The organism is Metaplanococcus flavidus (genome assembly GCF_042675885.1).
Lineage (GTDB): Bacteria > Bacillota > Bacilli > Bacillales_A > Planococcaceae > Planococcus > Planococcus flavidus.
The window spans coordinates 14,158-30,902 of record NZ_JBHTKI010000012.1 but is presented as its reverse complement, the minus strand read 5'-3'; the positions used below and the strand labels follow the sequence as shown (position 1 = coordinate 30,902).

The following is a 16,745-nucleotide window of genomic DNA, read 5'->3' as shown; positions in this document are numbered from 1 at the left end:
AACATGTTCAAATGGATAATTGTCGGCGGCGGAATTCAAGGGGTAACGATGGCGAGTTACCTGATCAAACAGAAAAAAATTGCCGTCGAAGACCTGATAATCATCGATCAGCATGCAGAACCCCTGGCGAATTGGCGACGCTGCACCAATGCTATTTCCATGGCTTATTTGCGCTCCCCGGGTGTCCATCATTTGGACGTGAATCCTTTCAGTTTGGACGCATTCGCCAAAAACAATGTTGCCGGCGAAGCGGCTTCTTTCTATGGAAGATATAAACGGCCTTCGCTGCTCTTGTTTGAAAACCATTGCGATCATCTCATCAACGATTTGGAGTTGGAGCAGGCATGGGTTCAAGGAACAGTGGAAGCCGTCAGTAAAGTCACGGCAGGTTGGCAGGTTCATCTGCAAAATGCGCAAAAGGTACAGGGAGAAAATTTGGTGCTGGCCATTGGCAACAGCGAACAGCTCAGTTGGCCGGAATGGGCTGCAGCGTTAAAAGAGCAATTCCAGGCGCCGGTCCATCATATTTTCGATCCGTCTCTTCCGGATTTCGGGGAAATGACAGCGCCTTTTACGGTTATCGGCGGAGGGATCACGGCGGTCCACTTGGCGATGAAGTTGAGCGCGCTGTTTCCGGAACAGGTGACGTTGCTGAAGCGGCACCCTTTCCGAATCCGCGATTTTGATAGTGATCCGGGTTGGCTCGGTCCAAAGGAGCAACTCCCTTTTCGCAAAGCTGTGTCTTATCAAAAGCGGCGGAACCTGATAGCGCAGGCACGCCACAAAGGTTCCATTCCCCGCGATTTGCACATCAAGCTGCTGCATCAACAACGGAAAAATAAGCTGCGCGTCGAAGAACTGCAAATCCATCATGCCCGATTTGAAAAAGACGCCATCCAGCTGTATGACGAGACTGGCCGGATGATTCAGCAGAGCGGGACCGTCCTCCTGGCAACCGGCTTCGAGTCGATGATGCCGGGAGGAGATTGGCTGCCATCGGTCATCAAAGAAAATGGGCTCCAATGTGCAAATTGCGGATTTCCGATCGTCAATGGCAATCTGCAATGGGGACAGAATCTTTACGTAATGGGCTCATTGGCAGAACTCGAAATCGGACCGATCGCCAAAAATATCTCCGGCGCCCGGCAGGCAGCTGAGCGAATCATTCAAGCACAGTAACCCGGTTTCACATGATTTTTCGGCTAGTGGAAGTAAGAACTCTAAGAAAAGGCACTGCCCGAAAAATCGGGCAGTGCCTTTTTGCTGATTATTTGCTTGGCCAGTTCTTTGAAATGTAATTCTCAAAAACCTGCCGTGATGTGAAGGTCGGTGTAAATCCGAATTCCTGTTTCAGCCGTGTGTTATCCAACACCGGCCGGTAGCGCACGAAATTGATCTGATCTTCGCCGTATTGGGTCAGGTTCAAGCGTTTCAACACAAACAATCCATTTTTCACGACACCTGCCGGCAAGCGCAGCACTTTTTTTTCAAGCAGTCGGCCGAGATCGGTGATGGTCACGGCTCCGTCGCCGGCCACATTGAATACGCCGGTCGTCCTGCTTGAAATTGCCTGAATGAGACAAGCCACCACATCCTGATCCCAAATGAAAACAAATGGACTTTCCGATCCCCGAATGCCGAGAACAAACGGTTTTTCAAACAAGGCAGTGATTTGATTGTTCACATTGTTGCCGAGAATGGTCCCGATGCGAAAAATGACCTGCTCAAGTTCCGGACGTTTCTCACGGTAATCCGCCATCATTTCCTCGACCAGCCTTTTATGGTGGGAATAGGCGAATTCTTCATTGCCTCGGAGCGGGTCAGTTTCCGTCAGCCACTCCGGATTATCGGCATGATAGCCGTATGCGGCGCCGCTCGAAGTCACGATAATCCGTTTGACTCCGGCTTCCACACAAGCATCAAGTACGTTTTTCGTACCTAGGACATCCACAGAATATTCGAATTCGCGGTTGCTCTTCTTGCCGGGCGTCACAATGGTCGCCAAGTGAACGACGGTATCGATTTTTTGGCTTTTCACAAATTCCACTAACGCAGAATCGCGGACGTCTATTTTGTGATATTCCGTATGCGCACCGGTTTCGTAATGAGGCGAATCCCTGATATCCGTCGCAACGATGCGCCACGGTTTTTCTTCATTCGAAATTTCCTTCTCCAATTTCTGCACGAGCTGGCTGCCGATATAGCCGGCAGCTCCTGTTATCAATAGGGTCATATCGTTACACTCTCTCTTTTGGGAGCGGGACGCTTAGACCAGAATGTCGCAAGCGCCAGCCCGGAAATAATGTGCCAGATTGACCACCAGGCGGCCACAATTGCCATACCGCCCAACCCGTCGAAAAAGTTGAAGACAAGGATAAGCGCAAGTCCTGAATTCTGAATGCCGATTTCAATCGCAATCGCACGACGATCCTGTTCCGGCAGTTTGAATGCGCGAGCGGAAAAGTAACCCGTTAAGATGGCGATCAAATTATGCAGGAATACCGCCACGACAACCATGCCGACAAATTCCAGGAAGTAATTGAAGTTCGCCGCCAAAGCTCCGGCAACGAACACTAAGAAGAAACCGATCGAAAAACGCTTCATCACGCGGCTGGCTTTCGCAGACCAGCGGGGTGCTCTATAGTTCACATACATTCCGAGTGTCAAAGGAATGCCGAGCAGGATGACGATCGTCTGGATGAGATCGACAGGCTGAATCATGAAAGAACGCAGGATTTCACGCGTCGGTCCGTATAATGAACCCCAAAGCATCGTGTTCAACGGGGTCATGATGATGGCGAAAGCGGTTGATACCGCAGACATGCTGATGGAAAGCGGCGTATTGCCTTTTGACAGATGGGTCAAAAAATTCGACAGATTTCCTCCCGGAGCAGCGGCTACCAGGAACATTCCAAGCGCAATGCTGGGCTGTGGCTGAAGAATCAGCACCAGCAGGAACGTCAGCGCCGGCATAATGACGAATTGTGCACTCAGCCCGATGAGGAAAGGCTTTGGCGAGCGCAGCGTCCGTTTGAAATCGGCGGGTTTCAAATCCAGTGCGACACCGAACATGATGAACCCGATCAAGATATTCATCAACAGCAAAGTCGTCGGATTGAAATTGAGTTGAATCTCATCGATGCCCATGGTTTATTTCCCCTTCGGTTCGGCATGTAAGTCTTTGAAGTATTTCAGACCCGGCGCCCACATGTGCTGGACCGGATTGACGTCGCAATGGATGACCGCGCATTTGCCGGTTGCGTATGCCTGCTCCAGTGCAAACTGCAGATCTTTTGGATCGCTGACGCGCGCACCGTAAGCGCCCATACTTTCAGCGAGCTTATCGAATGCGATTTCACCTAAATCCGATTTGATGCTTTCTTCTGCACTGAGCGATTTCTTGATAAGGGTCTTCACCGGTTTCAGGGCGAAATGCTGATTCATCTTCACCATGCCCCATTGCTTGTCGCAGAACACGATGTAAATCACTTGCAGATTATTGCGCACAGCCGTTTCAATTTCCTGCGGATGGAAGCCCATTGCGCCGTCGCCGATCATGCAGACGACCGGTTTACCGGGATTTGCGACTGCTGCACCGAGTGCCTGCGCCGTTCCGGCTCCGAGCATGCCGAATTTAAACGTTGAAAAGACGGAGCCCGGTTTCTCGATCTGATAATAGAAGTTCGCCCAGATCGTCGTGTTGCCGCCGTCAAAGACGACAGGTGTATCTTCCGGAAAGACCTTTTGGACAGTGGACGGAATAATGGCGGAATTCATCGGCGCAGAAGTATCGGAAAGTTTTTCATCGAGTTTTTTCCGGTCTTTTGCACGTTCCTGGCCAAAGCGTTCGACATATCTCTTCATTGATTCTGTATTTAATTGGTCTTTTTTCATCTCCAGTTTTTTGTGAAGCTTTGTCAAAAAGCTCAAGATGTCGCCGTGGATGGCGAGTTCCACGGGTTTATTGCCGCCCAGAACAACGGGATCCAAATCCACTTGAATCACTTGTTGATCCTTGTTCCAATAAGGCGCTTTGCCCCACCAATCCGTTTCGCCGAGGCGGGAACCGAGCACCAGCACCAAATCGGATTCATTGCGGATATTATTATTCGCTTCGATGTGGACCATCGGCATGGCGTGAGGACTGCTTTCCGGAATCGCACCGCGTCCTGCCCAGCTTGTCGTTACGAGAGTGTTGAGCAACTTGGCCACTTTTTCGAGCTGCTCCGAAGCCTGCGCATGAATAACGCCATAACCCGCGTGGATGATCGGGAATTTAGCTTTCAACAGCAATTCCACTGCCTGATCGATTTGTCCATCGGAAGGTTCCGGCTGTGTCATGGAACGGTATTGATGCGGCTGCCAGAAAGCAGGCTCATCTTTGAATTTGCCATTCATGATATTCTCGGGAATGTCGAGATGCACCACGCCCGGCCGGCCATCGTAGCATTTGCGGAGCGCACGCCGCATCATTTCCGGAATCCGGTCAAAGGAAGGCACAGCTTCACTCCACTTCGCCATTTGTGAAATCACACCGGATTGGTTGAAGCATTGATACGTTCCAACCCGGTCCGGATACATGATGCCGGTGCGGCGTGAGCTTGTGATGACGAGGACGCGATTTCCTTCCGCTTCCTCGACCACCAGACCAGGTAAAATATTCGCTACGCCCGGACCATTGCTGGCCATGCAGACGCCCAATTTTCCTGTGGCGCGGGCATAGGCACCTGCCATATGTGCAGCGCTTGTTTCATGTCGCGGTGTTACCAGTTCAATGCCGTGCGGTTCGAGTTTGGAATAAAAGCCGAAATACGTTCCATCGATAATGCCGAATACATTTTGAACCCCTTCAATTTGCAGCATTCTTGCCAATACTTCGCCGCCTGTAATTTCTCCCATTTTTCATTCCCCCATTAAGTCTGTCACCAGATTTTTGTAAATTTCCGTGATGTCTTGTCGTGTTGGGATTTTACGGTTTGTTTCGATGCCATTGCCGGACAGTGCATCGTCTACCAAAATCGGAATGGATCTTTCTAGTTCATCCAAATCAAGCAGTTTTTTGGCTTCTTCTTTTAGTTCAAATAAAACATTCAGTTCTTCAATAAATACAAGGACGCTTTCCGTGCCGAGCGCGTCTGCAATGGCGGCATATCGGTCATGTGCCGCGTCCAACCCAAAAGCGACGACATACGGATGCATCAGTGCGACACTCAGTCCGTGCGGCAGCAAAAATCGTGTGCCAAGGGGCCTCGCAGTCGCATGAGCCAGGTTGGTGGAACTGTTTGAAAAGGCGAGCCCCGCAAACATGCTGCCCTGGAGCATGCCGTCACGCGCCTGCAAATTTTGCGGTTCCTGGTAAGCGGCCCGGATGGATCTGCCGATGGAGCGGATCGCTTCAAGTGCGAAAGTATCGCTGATCGCTGTGGCGCGAGTGGAGACATACGCTTCAATTGCATGCGCCAGGGCATCGAGACCCGTTTCGGCGGTAATTTTGGGCGACATGCTGAGTGTTAATTCCGGATCCAATAACACCCCATCTGGAATCAAAGCCGGATGGCCCGGATTCAGTTTACGCTTCAGCGCGGTATCCGTGATGACGGTGACCTTCGTGACTTCGCTGCCGGTTCCGGCTGTGGTCGGCACCGCAATCAACGGGATTTTATCCAATTGTTCCTGTTGTGCGATATCACCTAACGTTAGAGTTTCGTTTGCAGCCAGTACTGATAAGGCTTTCGCCAGATCCAGTGCAGTGCCGCCGCCGATTGCGAGAATTCCATCTGCTTTGGAAAGCTCGAAATGATGCAATGCCGATTGCAAATGATCGGTCGTCGGTTCACTTTGGAAATCAGTGAAAAAGTGAAGCGATATGCCATTTGCTGTGAGCTGTTCAAAATGATTCGCTAAAGACTGTTTGGTGCGTTCACTAAGCATTACAAAAAGAGAAGTGGTCCGAATCGCACGGCAGGCTTCATCCAGTTTGTCGATACTTCCCGCACCGTGAATGATTCGTGGTGCAAAGTAAGTCGTTGAAACCAACCGCCTCACCGTCCCTGCCTGGTCATTTTGAGACGGAAAACATACATTTCAGGCTTTACGACACTTGTGTAATATTCAATCGGCTGACCCGCAGTATCTGTTATCAGCCGATCTACCACCAGTCCGTTGATTCCCGGTTCGAGCTCAAGTTTTTCAGCATCATCATTTTGTAAGGGCTTACATGTTATGGCTTGCTCAGCTTCGTTCATCGTGACATTTAGGTCATTTTCCAAAACTTCGTAGATAGTGATGTCATCCAGATTGTATGCTTCGAGTGCAGCCCCCAGCTCCGTCGCGTAATAATGGCTCTCGATCGCTATCGGTTCGCCGTCCGCCGTTCGCAGCCTTTTGATCAAATGCAACCGGTCTTTCTTCATATAAGAAGCAATCGCATCTGGCGCATCGATCACGCCGCTGAACAATAATTTCGAACCCGGCTTCATGCCCATCCCTTTTACCGTATCGGTCAAACTGTGGATTGCATGCAGCCATTCGTGCACTTGTTTATTGCGCTTGATGAACGTGCCTTTGCCATGAACTTTCTCCAATATCCCATCATTGACAAGGTGGTTGATCGCTTCCCGGATTGTCGTGCGGCTGACAGCAAAACGTTCCATCAACTCACGTTCACTCGGCACTTTTTCCTGATGCGCCCCGTCTGCAATCTCTTGCTTCAATAAATCCCGTATCTGAAAATGATAGGGAACAGGGCTGTCTGTATCGAACATTCGAATCCCCCTTATATTCATCATGACGTCACTACCAGTTGGTATACTTATTATTATAATGACAGAGGTGGGGAATTGCTAGACTAAGTGTTAAATTATTCTAAAAATTCTGCTTTGGAAAATAAAAATAGCCCAATCATATTTTGATTGGGCTATCCTGGCTGGCGAGAAACTGTTCATTTCTCAAATCATTTCGCTTTAGACGGACGCTTTACTCGTGTTCAAGGTAAAATCGGAATGCTTGTTTCTTGAAATTGACTTAAAAGTATATGCTTTTAGAGAAAGCAATATGAGATATGGAGCAAAACAGCGAAGACGCCCAGGGGAGCAGGCGAATGCCGACGAAGTGCAAGATCCACTCGGGCGAAGTGAAACGAGACCGAGTTAGCTCAGCGCGAGCCAAGTGTTGGCCGAAGGAAGTTCGGCCGACTCTTTGCGACGAAGCTAGCGCAGCGATGCAGGAGCACGGGTTTTGGCAAGCGAGCTGTTTTGCGGAATATCGGTTTTCACTTTCTCAACAAGCTGAATAGATTTAATTTTCTTCTTTGCTGCCTTCTTTGGATCTTGCTTCAATTTGAAAGATCCCATAGCAGAGTAAAGCAATAATTACTGCCATAAACAAATAAGGAAAGAGATTGAAGTTGCCACTACCTGGCTCGCCAAATAAATATACCAACAAATCATAAAAGCCCCTAGACTCATCAAACAAAGGAGGAATTATAAATAAGCCCATCAGGAAGGCGGAAATCCACGACAATCGGCGCTTTGCCTTTTGACTGATGTTTTCATTCATTTCGCTGATCCGATTCACTGTTCTTCCCACTATATTTGGCGTTATTTGATAGGTTTGGGCTATAATATACGCCATTAACGCCGGTAGTATCAATGCGAGGCCAAATATAACCATTAAGCTGACATTAACTGTACCGGTGACAATTCCTTCAATAATCAGTCCGATAAACAGGATGCTTACAAGCAAAGAATAACTTAGTGAAGCACTCCTCTTTTCTATTGCTTTTCCTAACTCTTCACTGGGTAAAATCCCATCTTTGTTCTTCTTCCGGGACCCCCATGTGATTGTAAATAAGAAATAAAAGAAGAAAAGACTTGTGATCAATAATTCCGTGAATCCGACCGTTAGACCCACAGAGAACCGATAAATCAGATTGCCGATCAACGCTATACTCCCTAAACCTAATAATATTGTAAGCACCTTTCTACTCTTCATTTTTTTCCCCACCTTCATTAAGAAATAACGTATCCACGGTGACTCCTAAATTTTTTGCCATATCAAATGCTAACTGTAAACTGGGATCATACTTGTTGTTCTCGATTGCGTTGATTGTTTGCCGACTGACATTGCACAGGTCTGCGAGCTTTCCTTGAGAAATATTTTTCTTTTCACGTAACCCCTTGATTTGATTTTCCATTGTTAACATCCTTTACAGGGTAAGTGTGTAAAAAACTTTTTACACCCTAAGTGTAATAAAAGACCCCCAAGTTGTCAAATATGTTTGACAACTTGGGGGTCTTTATATTTATTCCCGAAGCAATTCGAGATTGTAAATTAATTCAGCAAAAGCTATAATGATTATAGAATACAAAATATTCGTTCACTTATCGATTGTTTAAAAGGATTTGGAAAAAGTGCTGAACCAGCGATTCGATTTGCAGTACGGGATTTTATGAAATGCTAAGGGGGAGTTTTTATGAAAAAATTCACATGGCCGATCGCATTAAGTTGTCTGATTCTTATTGGAGGAATTTTTATGATCCTTTCAAATTACAAAGCAGACGCAGAATTATCAGGGTTTCCGATTCCACAAAATGCAGAGCTTGTCGAAGAAAACGACTACGGCAAGAACTTTGACTGGCCGAAAGCGTCGGGCGATCACGGCATTCCGTGGAGCTATGGACTGGCATTGAAATTGGATGGCTGGGAGAAAGTGAAAGGAGAGCTTACACCGATCTATCAGAAAAATGGCAAGAAAGTGGATTTGATTGCCACTACCGATCACTTGAGTGTGTTGAAAGTTAAATAATATTTTCTTGAAAGCAGGAATTGAATGATTTATAAAGCGAATGACGACGTACGAAAGAGTTTGGTCCCCATGTTTGAAAATATCGACAGCACGATTGTGCAATCGTATCTGCAGGGACATATGGGAACTGCTTATGTGGACGACCTCAAAAATCCGACCGTTGCGCAGGTAGTTGTAGGGATTTTCGTTTTCTATGCGGGAAATCCTGATACGGAAGCAGCAGAGGAAATGCTGAATAATCTTCCGGATTATAACCTGGTAATTGTGGGTTCTGACGATTGGAAGAGGCGTATTGAATCAGCCCGTAGGAATGGAGTCGAGAAATTTCCTCGCTACAGTCTCGAAAAGAATCCGGCCCATTTGGATAGAAACCATATTCAAAGCATATTGGCCACCTTGCCTGATGGTTATGAAGTTAAAAAAGTTGATAAAGAAATAGCGGACAAAGCGTCTTTCGACGAACTGTCTGAAGACTTTGTGAGCCAATTTGAGTCTGTTGATGACTTTCTTGAACGAGGCAAGGGTTATGCCGTTTTATTCGAAGGAAAAGTTGTTTCGGCAGCGACATCTTTCAGCATATTCGATGAAGGCATAGAAATCGAAATCGCCACAGATCCGGATTATAGAAGAAAAGGTTTGGCGGCTGTAACGGCCTCTGCACTGATATTGGACTGCCTGGATAACGGGCTGTACCCGAGCTGGGATGCCGCGAATGCCGAATCACTTCAGTTAGCCGAGAAATTGGGATACGTTTTCAAAGAAACGTATGATACCTATTTTATCGATACCGGAAAATGACTTGTATAGTAGGATTTATTCAATAAAAGAATGGAGAACAATAATATGAATGTTGAATTGACGAAGTTTCGTGTGAAGGAAGGCAAGTCTGCAAAAGTGGACGAATGGCTGGCATTCTTAAATGACAATATGAAAGACGTCCTGGTCACTTTAGAAGGAGAGAAAATGTATGTAGAGACGATTTTCAGGGAGTCTCTCGACTGCGTAGAGTATCTTTATTGGTATTCCATCCAGGGAGAAGGCGGCCAGGAGGTTGAAACTTCAACACACTGGATCGATGAAAAGCATATGGCTTTTTGGCATGAATGCATCGATTCGACATTTCCGCCGGTTGACTTGCCGGCTGCGGTAATTATGATTCCGTCAGATATTAAAGAAGGTATGAAATAATTTCATTATAAAAAACGGAATTCCTGTCCATACACTGGAGCAGGAATTCCGTCTTTTTATTCAATCAAAGCATTATATCCGATCCAAAAACCCCTGCATCAACTTATCCCCGTCCGGTGTACCAATCGACTCCGGATGGAATTGGATGCCGTAAATCGGATAATCGTTGTGTTTGATTGCCATGATCGTATCATCGTCCTCGGCAACCGCCTGGACCTCAAGGCAGGAGGGAAGCGAGTCTGCTTCAAGCGCCAGTGAATGATAGCGCATCGCTGGAAGAGGATTCACCATTTCAGCGAATATACCTTTATTGCCATGGGAAATATCGGATGCTTTTCCGTGACGGATAACCGGCGCATGAATAATTGTTCCGCCGAAAGCCGCACCGATCAGCTGATGGCCGAGGCAAACGCCGAGTACGGGAACAGAATTGCCGGCAAGCCGGATCAGGCGAATGGACTCCGGTGCAGCATCGGGATGCCCCGGACCGGGTGATAGAATGATGGCTTTCGGCGACTTTTCAAGAATTTCCTCTGCAGTCAGCACCCCGTAGCGCACAACTTCCACTTCATGGCCCATAGCAGCCACTGCCTGGTAGATATTATAGGTAAAAGAATCGAAGTGATCGATTAAGAGAATCATCCAAACACCTCCGTCAGGGAACGTGCTTTGTGAAGAGTCTCTTCAAATTCCGCCTGTGGAATCGAATCGTAGACGATGCCGGCACCCGCTTGGACATGGACCTGGCCGTCTTTGATGACAAATGTCCGTATAGCGAGCGCCATATCGAGGTTGCCATTGGTGCCGAGGTAACCGACAGCCCCGCCGTAGACGCCTCTTCGCTCTTCTTCAAATTGCTGGATCAATTGCATCGCACGGACTTTCGGTGCTCCTGACACCGTGCCGGCCGGCAGACAGGAAACGAGTGCGTCGAGCGGGTGCATTTCGTCGCCGAGTTCGCCCGTCACTTCCGAAACGAGGTGCATGACGTGCTGGTAACGCTCGATTTCCATATACTTCGGTATTTTCACGGAGCCGATCGCGGCCACGCGGCCCACATCATTGCGGCTCAGATCCACGAGCATCTGATGTTCCGCCCGTTCTTTTTCATCGTGCTCCAGATCATTTGCCAGGAACGCGTCTTCTTCTTCGGTCCCTCCGCGTTTCCGTGTGCCGGCAATCGGATTGGTCACCATATGGCCGTTCCGCAGGGTCAATAAACTCTCGGGCGACGCACCGACCACCGCGTAATCCGTAAAGTCGATATAAAATTGGTAGGGTGACGGGTTCTGCTTGCGCAATTTCCGGTACAACGTAAAAGAATCGCCGGCATAATCGGCTGATAATCGCTGCGACAGGACAATCTGGAACACGTCACCGTCCTCGATATGTTTTTTGGCGCGCTCCACTTTGCTTTTATAAGAGTCCGCATCCGTTTTCGAACTGAACACGAGCGGCTGTTGCGATTCGGGTATTTCCGGGGTTTCCACCATATGCAGTTGCGCTTCAACTTCTTTAGCTTTGCCTTCTGTGGACACTATCGTAACGTCATGCTTTACGTGATCGAATATCACGATGGTTTCATAATAATGCAAATGGATATCGGGCATCTGCAGACTGTTTATCCGCGCAGCTTCTACCGGTTCATATGCTCCGATTGCATCATAACCGATGTAACCGAGCGCGCCGCCCGTGAAAGGCAAGCCTTCGATTGTTTCAAGATTTGTCGGAACCAGTTCCTTCAGCAATTCCAGCGGCTTTCCTGGATGAACTGTTTCCTGTCCGCTCCTGCAATCGATTTCCATCAATTGATTGCCTTCGCCGATGAATGTTTTCGACGGGTCTGCGCCAATAAAGGAATATCGCCCGGTGTGTGAAGTTTTCAACGAACTTTCAAGCAAACATTTCTTCGGTCCCTGGAGCCGGTTGAATACCGCAATCGGCGTCAGTAAATCTCCTTCAATTTTTCTGATCTCCATCTCTGCTCATCTCCTCTGTTCTCAGTGCGACAATGTCAGCCAATAAAAAAAGTCCTCTGCAAAGAACAGGACTGTTCCTTGCAGAGGACGGATTGACCGCGGTGCCACCTCACGTTAAAGCTGTTTCAGCTTTCACTTGGTCCCCAGTAACGCGGGGGAAACGGGCAGCCCTACTTGATTTTTCGGGCCGCCACTCATAGGTCCATTCACGCATTAGCCCCGCCGGTTTCCACCTGCCACCGGCTCTCTTGGAGGGGCTGCTGTGCGCTACTCTTCCTATTCGACGATTTACTCTGCTATGCTCAGCTCGGCTGTACTCAGGCGACGCCGCTCCCGGCGCCTTCTCCCATGTCCGTACAAAAGCTTGTCCTTATTCTATGCAAGAGAGCGTGTTTTGTCAATTGGTTGCTGGGGTTTTAAATAATTCATTGAGTACTAGACAATGAGTCAGAAGAAATGCTGAATTTATAGCACTTTTAGTCATTGGACAGTATTTGACTTCTAATGGACAGTATTTGGTCTCTAACGGACAGTATTCAAGTGCTAACGGACAGTATTTCAAGCATAATGGACAGTAAATCCAAAATATGGAAATAAAATCACTGTGAGTCAATCATTTGAGAAGGCATTCGCACCTCTAACCCCACAATTCTCTTAATTTTGATGAAAAACCGACAGATTTCAGCAACTCATCCCCCTGCATAAATTAAAAGTCGTATGACGGCGACCGAAACTGGGTTAAAATGACACAAAATTCACCAAAGCCAACAAAAAACCCAAGTGCAACAGCGGATGTTTTTCGCAGCCGCGAAAAACTCCAGTCTTTAAAGGAAATCTTTGCATCCGCAAAGATTTTTTCATCTCAATCCCTTAACTCAACAAAGACTCGATAAAGTACTGCAGTTCAGCTGTCCAGATATTCAAGTAAAGCATTTTATCGAAGTAAATCATCACGCCGAGCACCACGATGATCGCGCCGCCGAATTTCATCAGGGCGGATGAATATTTCAGGATGAAACGCGTCTTGCCGATGAAAAAAGCCATAATGATGAAAGGGATGCAGAAACCGAGCGAATAAGCAGTTACCACGGCAATAGTCTGCGCGGGATTAACCAGGCTGCCATAAGTAAGGATTGCGCCGAATATCGGTCCGATGCACGGCGTCCAGCCGGCCGAGAAAACAAATCCGACTATAAAGGAATTCAGATAACTGGCCGGTTTCTTTTTATGGTCCAAGCGTTTTTCCTTGAACATAAACTCAGGCTTGATAATGCCCATTAAAAATAATCCCATGAATACCAGGAAAATACCGCCGAGCATCTGGATAAGCGTTTCGTGCTTAATAAACAAACCGCCTACAAAGCTCAGCGAAAATCCGAGTATGTAATAGATGACGGAAAAGCCGAGTGAAAAGAAAATCGAATGGATCAACACTTTTTTTCGGAAAGAAGCTTGCTTGTTTTCTTTTAATTCATTGATGGAAACACCGGTTATGTAAGAAACGAATGACGGATACAACGGCAGGCAGCAGGGAGATATGAACGCCAGAAACCCGCCGGCCAGCGCGACCAATATAGTAACATTTTCCAAATTCAACACCTCTATGATATTCTAGCATAGAAGAGTTAACTAATATCCCCATAATTTCTATAGGATTTTACAAATATATGAACAGAGGCGGACGGCTGATGGATAAGAAAAAGAAACGGTTGATTTACCGGGTTTCGGTATTGGGGCTGCTCGCCGCGATGGTGTTTTATGCAGCGTATCAGGGTATCAAAGAGGAACCGGAAACGGCGATGACTTCGCACGGCAACGATGCACCGAACTTTGCCGGTGTGACCCTGGCAGAAGAGATGCTGGTTTTATCAAATGAAATCGAAGGCAAAACGCTTATCAACTTCTGGGGAACTTGGTGTGAACCCTGCAAACGGGAAATGCCAGCATTGGAAACTGCCTATACGCAGTATAAGGAAGACGGCTTTAAAGTGATTTCCATCAATTTGGGGCAATCCGAATTTGTGACAAACCAATTTGTCGATCAGTACAAGCTGACATTCCCAGTAATGATCGATTCAGACGGCTCAATCAAAGAGGCGTACAGCGTCCACAATTTGCCTGCCTCCTTTTTAGTTGATGAAAACGGCGTGATCGAACAGATCCACGAGGGGGAACTGTCGGAAGAGATGCTTGAGGGATGGATAAACTAGAAGTAGATAGCGAGATTGATCTTCTGGCAAAGGCCTGAACTAATAGCCATAGGAATGGAATTCGGTTTCTGATCTGAAAACTTTAAGAGGACTTTTAAAGAAAGTATAGAAGTAGCTTTAATAGAGGTAAATTGGAATTAAGGTTTTATTGAATACATAGGTGATTCCTGAATTGCCATATAATTGATACGAGAAGGCCAATCCGTTGAAAAAACTGACCTATCTATTATTTTTACTGCCATTCCTCATTCTCACCGCCTGCTCTTCTGAAGCAGCTGATTCGACCAGTGCGATAGAGGACCGGGCAGCAGAGGAGTTTGAGGCAGAAATCTCGGTGCCTGAGTTTGAGGATTATCCGATTGTGTCTGCGGAAATCGTTTCCGTTCCAATGGCCAGTTTAAAGGAACTGCATGTGAACTATGCCAGTGAAAAAGGGGCTTTATTGAGCGATGAAGATATTGCCAAGTATGAAGAGAACGCGGATTCAGAAGTAATATATGGTGTGTACGAAAGCGAATCCAGTTTCTTCAATATGGTTTACGACGAAACTGAAAAATTCAGCGGGGATGGCAGCCATGAAACGGAGACAATCGACGGAGTGGATGTGCAATACCTGGAGGCTGACAGCGGAGGAAATGCTTTTTTGATGGCTTTCTTTAATGCGGAAGCAGGTTCTTATACTTTCGAATTCGCATTGGATGAAGACCTTACCCGCGAGAAAGCCTTTGAAATGATCGGCACAGTAATTGGAGACGCAGATATGTAACTTATCGGTAAAATGATTTTATTAATAAAAGCAGCAGAAGAGAGCGCCAGTCCATTGGGGCTCTCTTCTATTTCAAGTTTTACGAGATAAAGGGCGATGCCGAAGACGAGCCCGGTACTGTCCGTAATCCAACACTGAAAGGAGCCAATACAATATGCCAGTTGTAGAGCATGAAATTTATATTGAAGCGCCAGCTGATGTTTGTTTTGATCTAACGAGAAACGTTGATGTGCATACCGAAACCACCGCCAAATCAAAAGAGCGGGCTGTGGCTGGCGTAACGTCAGGGTTAATGGAAAAAGGCGATTCGGTCACGTGGGAAGCCACTCACCTTGGGGTGAAGCAGAAGCTGACAGCCAAAATAACCGAAATGGAAAAGCCCCGCAGCTTTACGGATACTATGGTGAAAGGTGCTTTCCATTCGTTTGTGCATACCCATGAATTTATTGAGAAAGGGAACGGCACAATCATGAAGGATCGCTTTGTGTATCGTTCTCCGCTTGGAGTTCTGGGGAAAATTGCAGATCGCCTGTTTCTTGAAAAGTACATGAACAGGTTTATTGCGGAGCGGGCGACGGAGCTGAAACGGATAGCGGAGAGCAGATAATGCGGTTGGAATGATGTTTAAACAAAGAAAAAACAGGCCGGGGAAGAAACATTTCCCTGGGCTGTTTTGTATATTTACATTTAAAAATGAAGATTTTATCCTTTAAATCGGTTCAACATCAATAGACTCGTCGCTGATTTCGCCGACGATTTCTTCCAGGATATCTTCCATTGTCACCAGACCGACAGTTGTCTTGCCGTCTGTGCCGGTAACCACTGCCATATGTGTCCGGCTTTGCTGCATTTTAGTCAGCACTTTCTGGATAGGAGTTGTTTCCGTGAAACTTGGCATCTCGTGGATAAATGATGCCGGTTCCTGCTGTCTCCCTGCAGCCATGCTGGTCAGGAGCTCTTTTGTATTGATGTAACCGAGCAGCCGGTCTTTATTGCCGCCATCGGTCACGGGGTAACGTGTAAATTCGTGATCATCCAATACCGCGAAAAACTCCGAACGGGAAAAAGCTCGATCGACGGAGACCATTTGCTCCCGCGGAATCATGATGTGCTTAACCACGCGGTCATCAAAGGCGAAAATATTCTTGAGGTATGTCAATTCGGTCTGGTTAATCTCACCACTTTGGAAACTTTCCGCCATGATCAGCTTCAATTCTTCTTCCGAATGGGCTTCTTCATGGCCAACTGGTTCGACTTTGAAAGCTCTCAGTAGTAATCGGGCAGAACCGTTCAATACATAGATGAACGGGCCCATAATTTTCCCGAACCAGTAAAGCGGTGGCGCAAGCAGCAAAGTCATGCGTTCTGCGTATTGAATCGCCAATGTTTTAGGTGCCAATTCTCCGATAACAACATGGAGAAAAGTGACAATACTCAATGCAATGGCGTAAGAAAGGATAGTGGCTGTTGCTTCACCCAATGCAAAGTATTCGAATACAGGATGCAGCAGACGCTCGACAGTCGGCTCTCCCAATGCACCGAGTATTAAGGCGGTGATGGTGATTCCGAGCTGGCAGGCTGACAGATAATAATCCAATTCGTTTGCGACTTCTTTGGCACGTATCGCTTTTTTATTTCCTTCTGAAATCAATTGATCGATTCTGGACATGCGCACTTTCAAAATGGCAAATTCAGCTCCGACGAAGAATGCTGTCGCGAGAATCATCAGCGCGACGAGCAGTAGATTGATAATTATTTGTCCATCCAATATGGTTCCCTCGGGAAGAGGGATTCAC

The 16,745-nt window shown here is 47.1% G+C and carries 18 protein-coding genes and 1 other annotated feature; of the genes, 7 read left to right on the top strand and 11 right to left on the bottom strand.

Annotation, left to right across the window (positions count from 1 at the left end):
• Nucleotides 1-3: 3 nt before the first annotated feature.
• The gene (locus ACFQ1X_RS09045; protein ID WP_144840049.1) at nt 4-1,179 is read left to right on the top strand and encodes an FAD-dependent oxidoreductase; all 1,176 of its coding nucleotides are present in this window, start codon (nt 4-6) and stop codon (nt 1,177-1,179) included.
• Between the two features lie 88 nt (nt 1,180-1,267).
• Here ACFQ1X_RS09045 and ACFQ1X_RS09040 read toward each other — a convergent pair whose 3' ends face one another.
• The 7 genes from ACFQ1X_RS09040 to ACFQ1X_RS09010 form a co-directional block, all read right to left on the bottom strand.
• Entirely contained in the window at nt 1,268-2,233 is a 966-nt protein-coding gene (locus ACFQ1X_RS09040) for an SDR family oxidoreductase (RefSeq protein ID WP_144840051.1), read from the bottom strand.
• Nucleotides 2,230-3,147 carry a bile acid:sodium symporter family protein gene (locus ACFQ1X_RS09035; protein ID WP_144840053.1) on the bottom strand — a complete coding sequence of 306 codons (918 nt, stop codon included), beginning with the start codon at nt 3,145-3,147 and terminating at the stop codon, nt 2,230-2,232. The genes ACFQ1X_RS09040 and ACFQ1X_RS09035 overlap by 4 nt, the downstream gene beginning before the upstream one ends.
• A gap of 3 nt (nt 3,148-3,150) precedes the next feature.
• On the bottom strand, nt 3,151-4,899 hold the full coding sequence (locus ACFQ1X_RS09030) for a thiamine pyrophosphate-binding protein (RefSeq protein WP_144840055.1): 1,749 nt from the start codon (nt 4,897-4,899) through the stop codon (nt 3,151-3,153).
• Between the two features lie 3 nt (nt 4,900-4,902).
• Complete coding sequence (locus tag ACFQ1X_RS09025; protein ID WP_379082206.1) at nt 4,903-6,036, bottom strand: iron-containing alcohol dehydrogenase; 1,134 nt, start codon at nt 6,034-6,036, stop codon at nt 4,903-4,905.
• A gap of 5 nt (nt 6,037-6,041) precedes the next feature.
• The gene (locus tag ACFQ1X_RS09020) at nt 6,042-6,764 is read right to left on the bottom strand and encodes a GntR family transcriptional regulator (RefSeq protein WP_379082203.1); all 723 of its coding nucleotides are present in this window, start codon (nt 6,762-6,764) and stop codon (nt 6,042-6,044) included.
• Between the two features lie 532 nt (nt 6,765-7,296).
• Nucleotides 7,297-7,992, bottom strand: coding sequence for a hypothetical protein (locus ACFQ1X_RS09015; protein WP_144840061.1), 696 nt, complete (start codon nt 7,990-7,992; stop codon nt 7,297-7,299).
• A complete protein-coding gene (locus tag ACFQ1X_RS09010; protein WP_144840063.1) occupies nt 7,982-8,194 on the bottom strand; it encodes a helix-turn-helix transcriptional regulator in 213 nt (70 codons plus the stop codon). The genes ACFQ1X_RS09015 and ACFQ1X_RS09010 overlap by 11 nt, the downstream gene beginning before the upstream one ends.
• A 279-nt stretch (nt 8,195-8,473) precedes the next feature.
• Here ACFQ1X_RS09010 and ACFQ1X_RS09005 point away from each other — a divergent pair, with 279 nt between their 5' ends.
• The 3 genes from ACFQ1X_RS09005 to ACFQ1X_RS08995 are packed head-to-tail and all read left to right on the top strand — an operon-like array spanning nt 8,474 to nt 9,994.
• The gene (locus ACFQ1X_RS09005) at nt 8,474-8,806 is read left to right on the top strand and encodes a hypothetical protein (RefSeq protein WP_144840065.1); all 333 of its coding nucleotides are present in this window, start codon (nt 8,474-8,476) and stop codon (nt 8,804-8,806) included.
• 24 nt (nt 8,807-8,830) lie between these two features.
• The gene (locus tag ACFQ1X_RS09000; RefSeq protein WP_144840067.1) at nt 8,831-9,604 is read left to right on the top strand and encodes a GNAT family N-acetyltransferase; all 774 of its coding nucleotides are present in this window, start codon (nt 8,831-8,833) and stop codon (nt 9,602-9,604) included.
• A 45-nt stretch (nt 9,605-9,649) separates the two neighbouring features.
• Complete coding sequence (locus tag ACFQ1X_RS08995) at nt 9,650-9,994, top strand: DUF6176 family protein (RefSeq protein ID WP_144840069.1); 345 nt, start codon at nt 9,650-9,652, stop codon at nt 9,992-9,994.
• Between the two features lie 72 nt (nt 9,995-10,066).
• Here the strand turns inward: ACFQ1X_RS08995 and ACFQ1X_RS08990 are convergent, their stop codons facing one another.
• The 3 genes from ACFQ1X_RS08990 to ACFQ1X_RS08980 form a co-directional block, all read right to left on the bottom strand.
• Nucleotides 10,067-10,636 (bottom strand): anthranilate synthase component II, encoded by a 570-nt coding sequence (locus ACFQ1X_RS08990; RefSeq protein ID WP_144840071.1) that lies wholly within the window; start codon nt 10,634-10,636, stop codon nt 10,067-10,069.
• Nucleotides 10,633-11,973 carry an anthranilate synthase component I gene (gene trpE, locus ACFQ1X_RS08985; RefSeq protein ID WP_144840073.1) on the bottom strand — a complete coding sequence of 447 codons (1,341 nt, stop codon included), beginning with the start codon at nt 11,971-11,973 and terminating at the stop codon, nt 10,633-10,635. Before trpE ends, ACFQ1X_RS08990 begins: the two co-directional genes overlap by 4 nt.
• A gap of 80 nt (nt 11,974-12,053) precedes the next feature.
• Nucleotides 12,054-12,266 (bottom strand) — a binding site (T-box leader).
• 577 nt (nt 12,267-12,843) lie between these two features.
• Nucleotides 12,844-13,563: a cytochrome c biogenesis CcdA family protein gene (locus ACFQ1X_RS08980; protein ID WP_144840075.1), complete on the bottom strand. Its 720-nt coding sequence runs from the start codon at nt 13,561-13,563 to the stop codon at nt 12,844-12,846.
• Between the two features lie 98 nt (nt 13,564-13,661).
• On the opposite strand from ACFQ1X_RS08980, the gene resA reads away from it, so the two are divergent.
• From resA to ACFQ1X_RS08965, 3 genes are all read left to right on the top strand, one after another.
• Nucleotides 13,662-14,183 carry a thiol-disulfide oxidoreductase ResA gene (gene resA / locus ACFQ1X_RS08975; RefSeq protein ID WP_379082196.1) on the top strand — a complete coding sequence of 174 codons (522 nt, stop codon included), beginning with the start codon at nt 13,662-13,664 and terminating at the stop codon, nt 14,181-14,183.
• Between the two features lie 205 nt (nt 14,184-14,388).
• Entirely contained in the window at nt 14,389-14,949 is a 561-nt protein-coding gene (locus tag ACFQ1X_RS08970; protein WP_144840079.1) for a hypothetical protein, read from the top strand.
• A gap of 154 nt (nt 14,950-15,103) precedes the next feature.
• Nucleotides 15,104-15,556: an SRPBCC family protein gene (locus ACFQ1X_RS08965; RefSeq protein WP_144840082.1), complete on the top strand. Its 453-nt coding sequence runs from the start codon at nt 15,104-15,106 to the stop codon at nt 15,554-15,556.
• 102 nt (nt 15,557-15,658) lie between these two features.
• On the opposite strand, the gene ACFQ1X_RS08960 is transcribed toward ACFQ1X_RS08965, so the two are convergent.
• Nucleotides 15,659-16,717 (bottom strand): hemolysin family protein, encoded by a 1,059-nt coding sequence (locus ACFQ1X_RS08960; protein WP_144840084.1) that lies wholly within the window; start codon nt 16,715-16,717, stop codon nt 15,659-15,661.
• Nucleotides 16,718-16,745 lie beyond the last annotated feature (28 nt).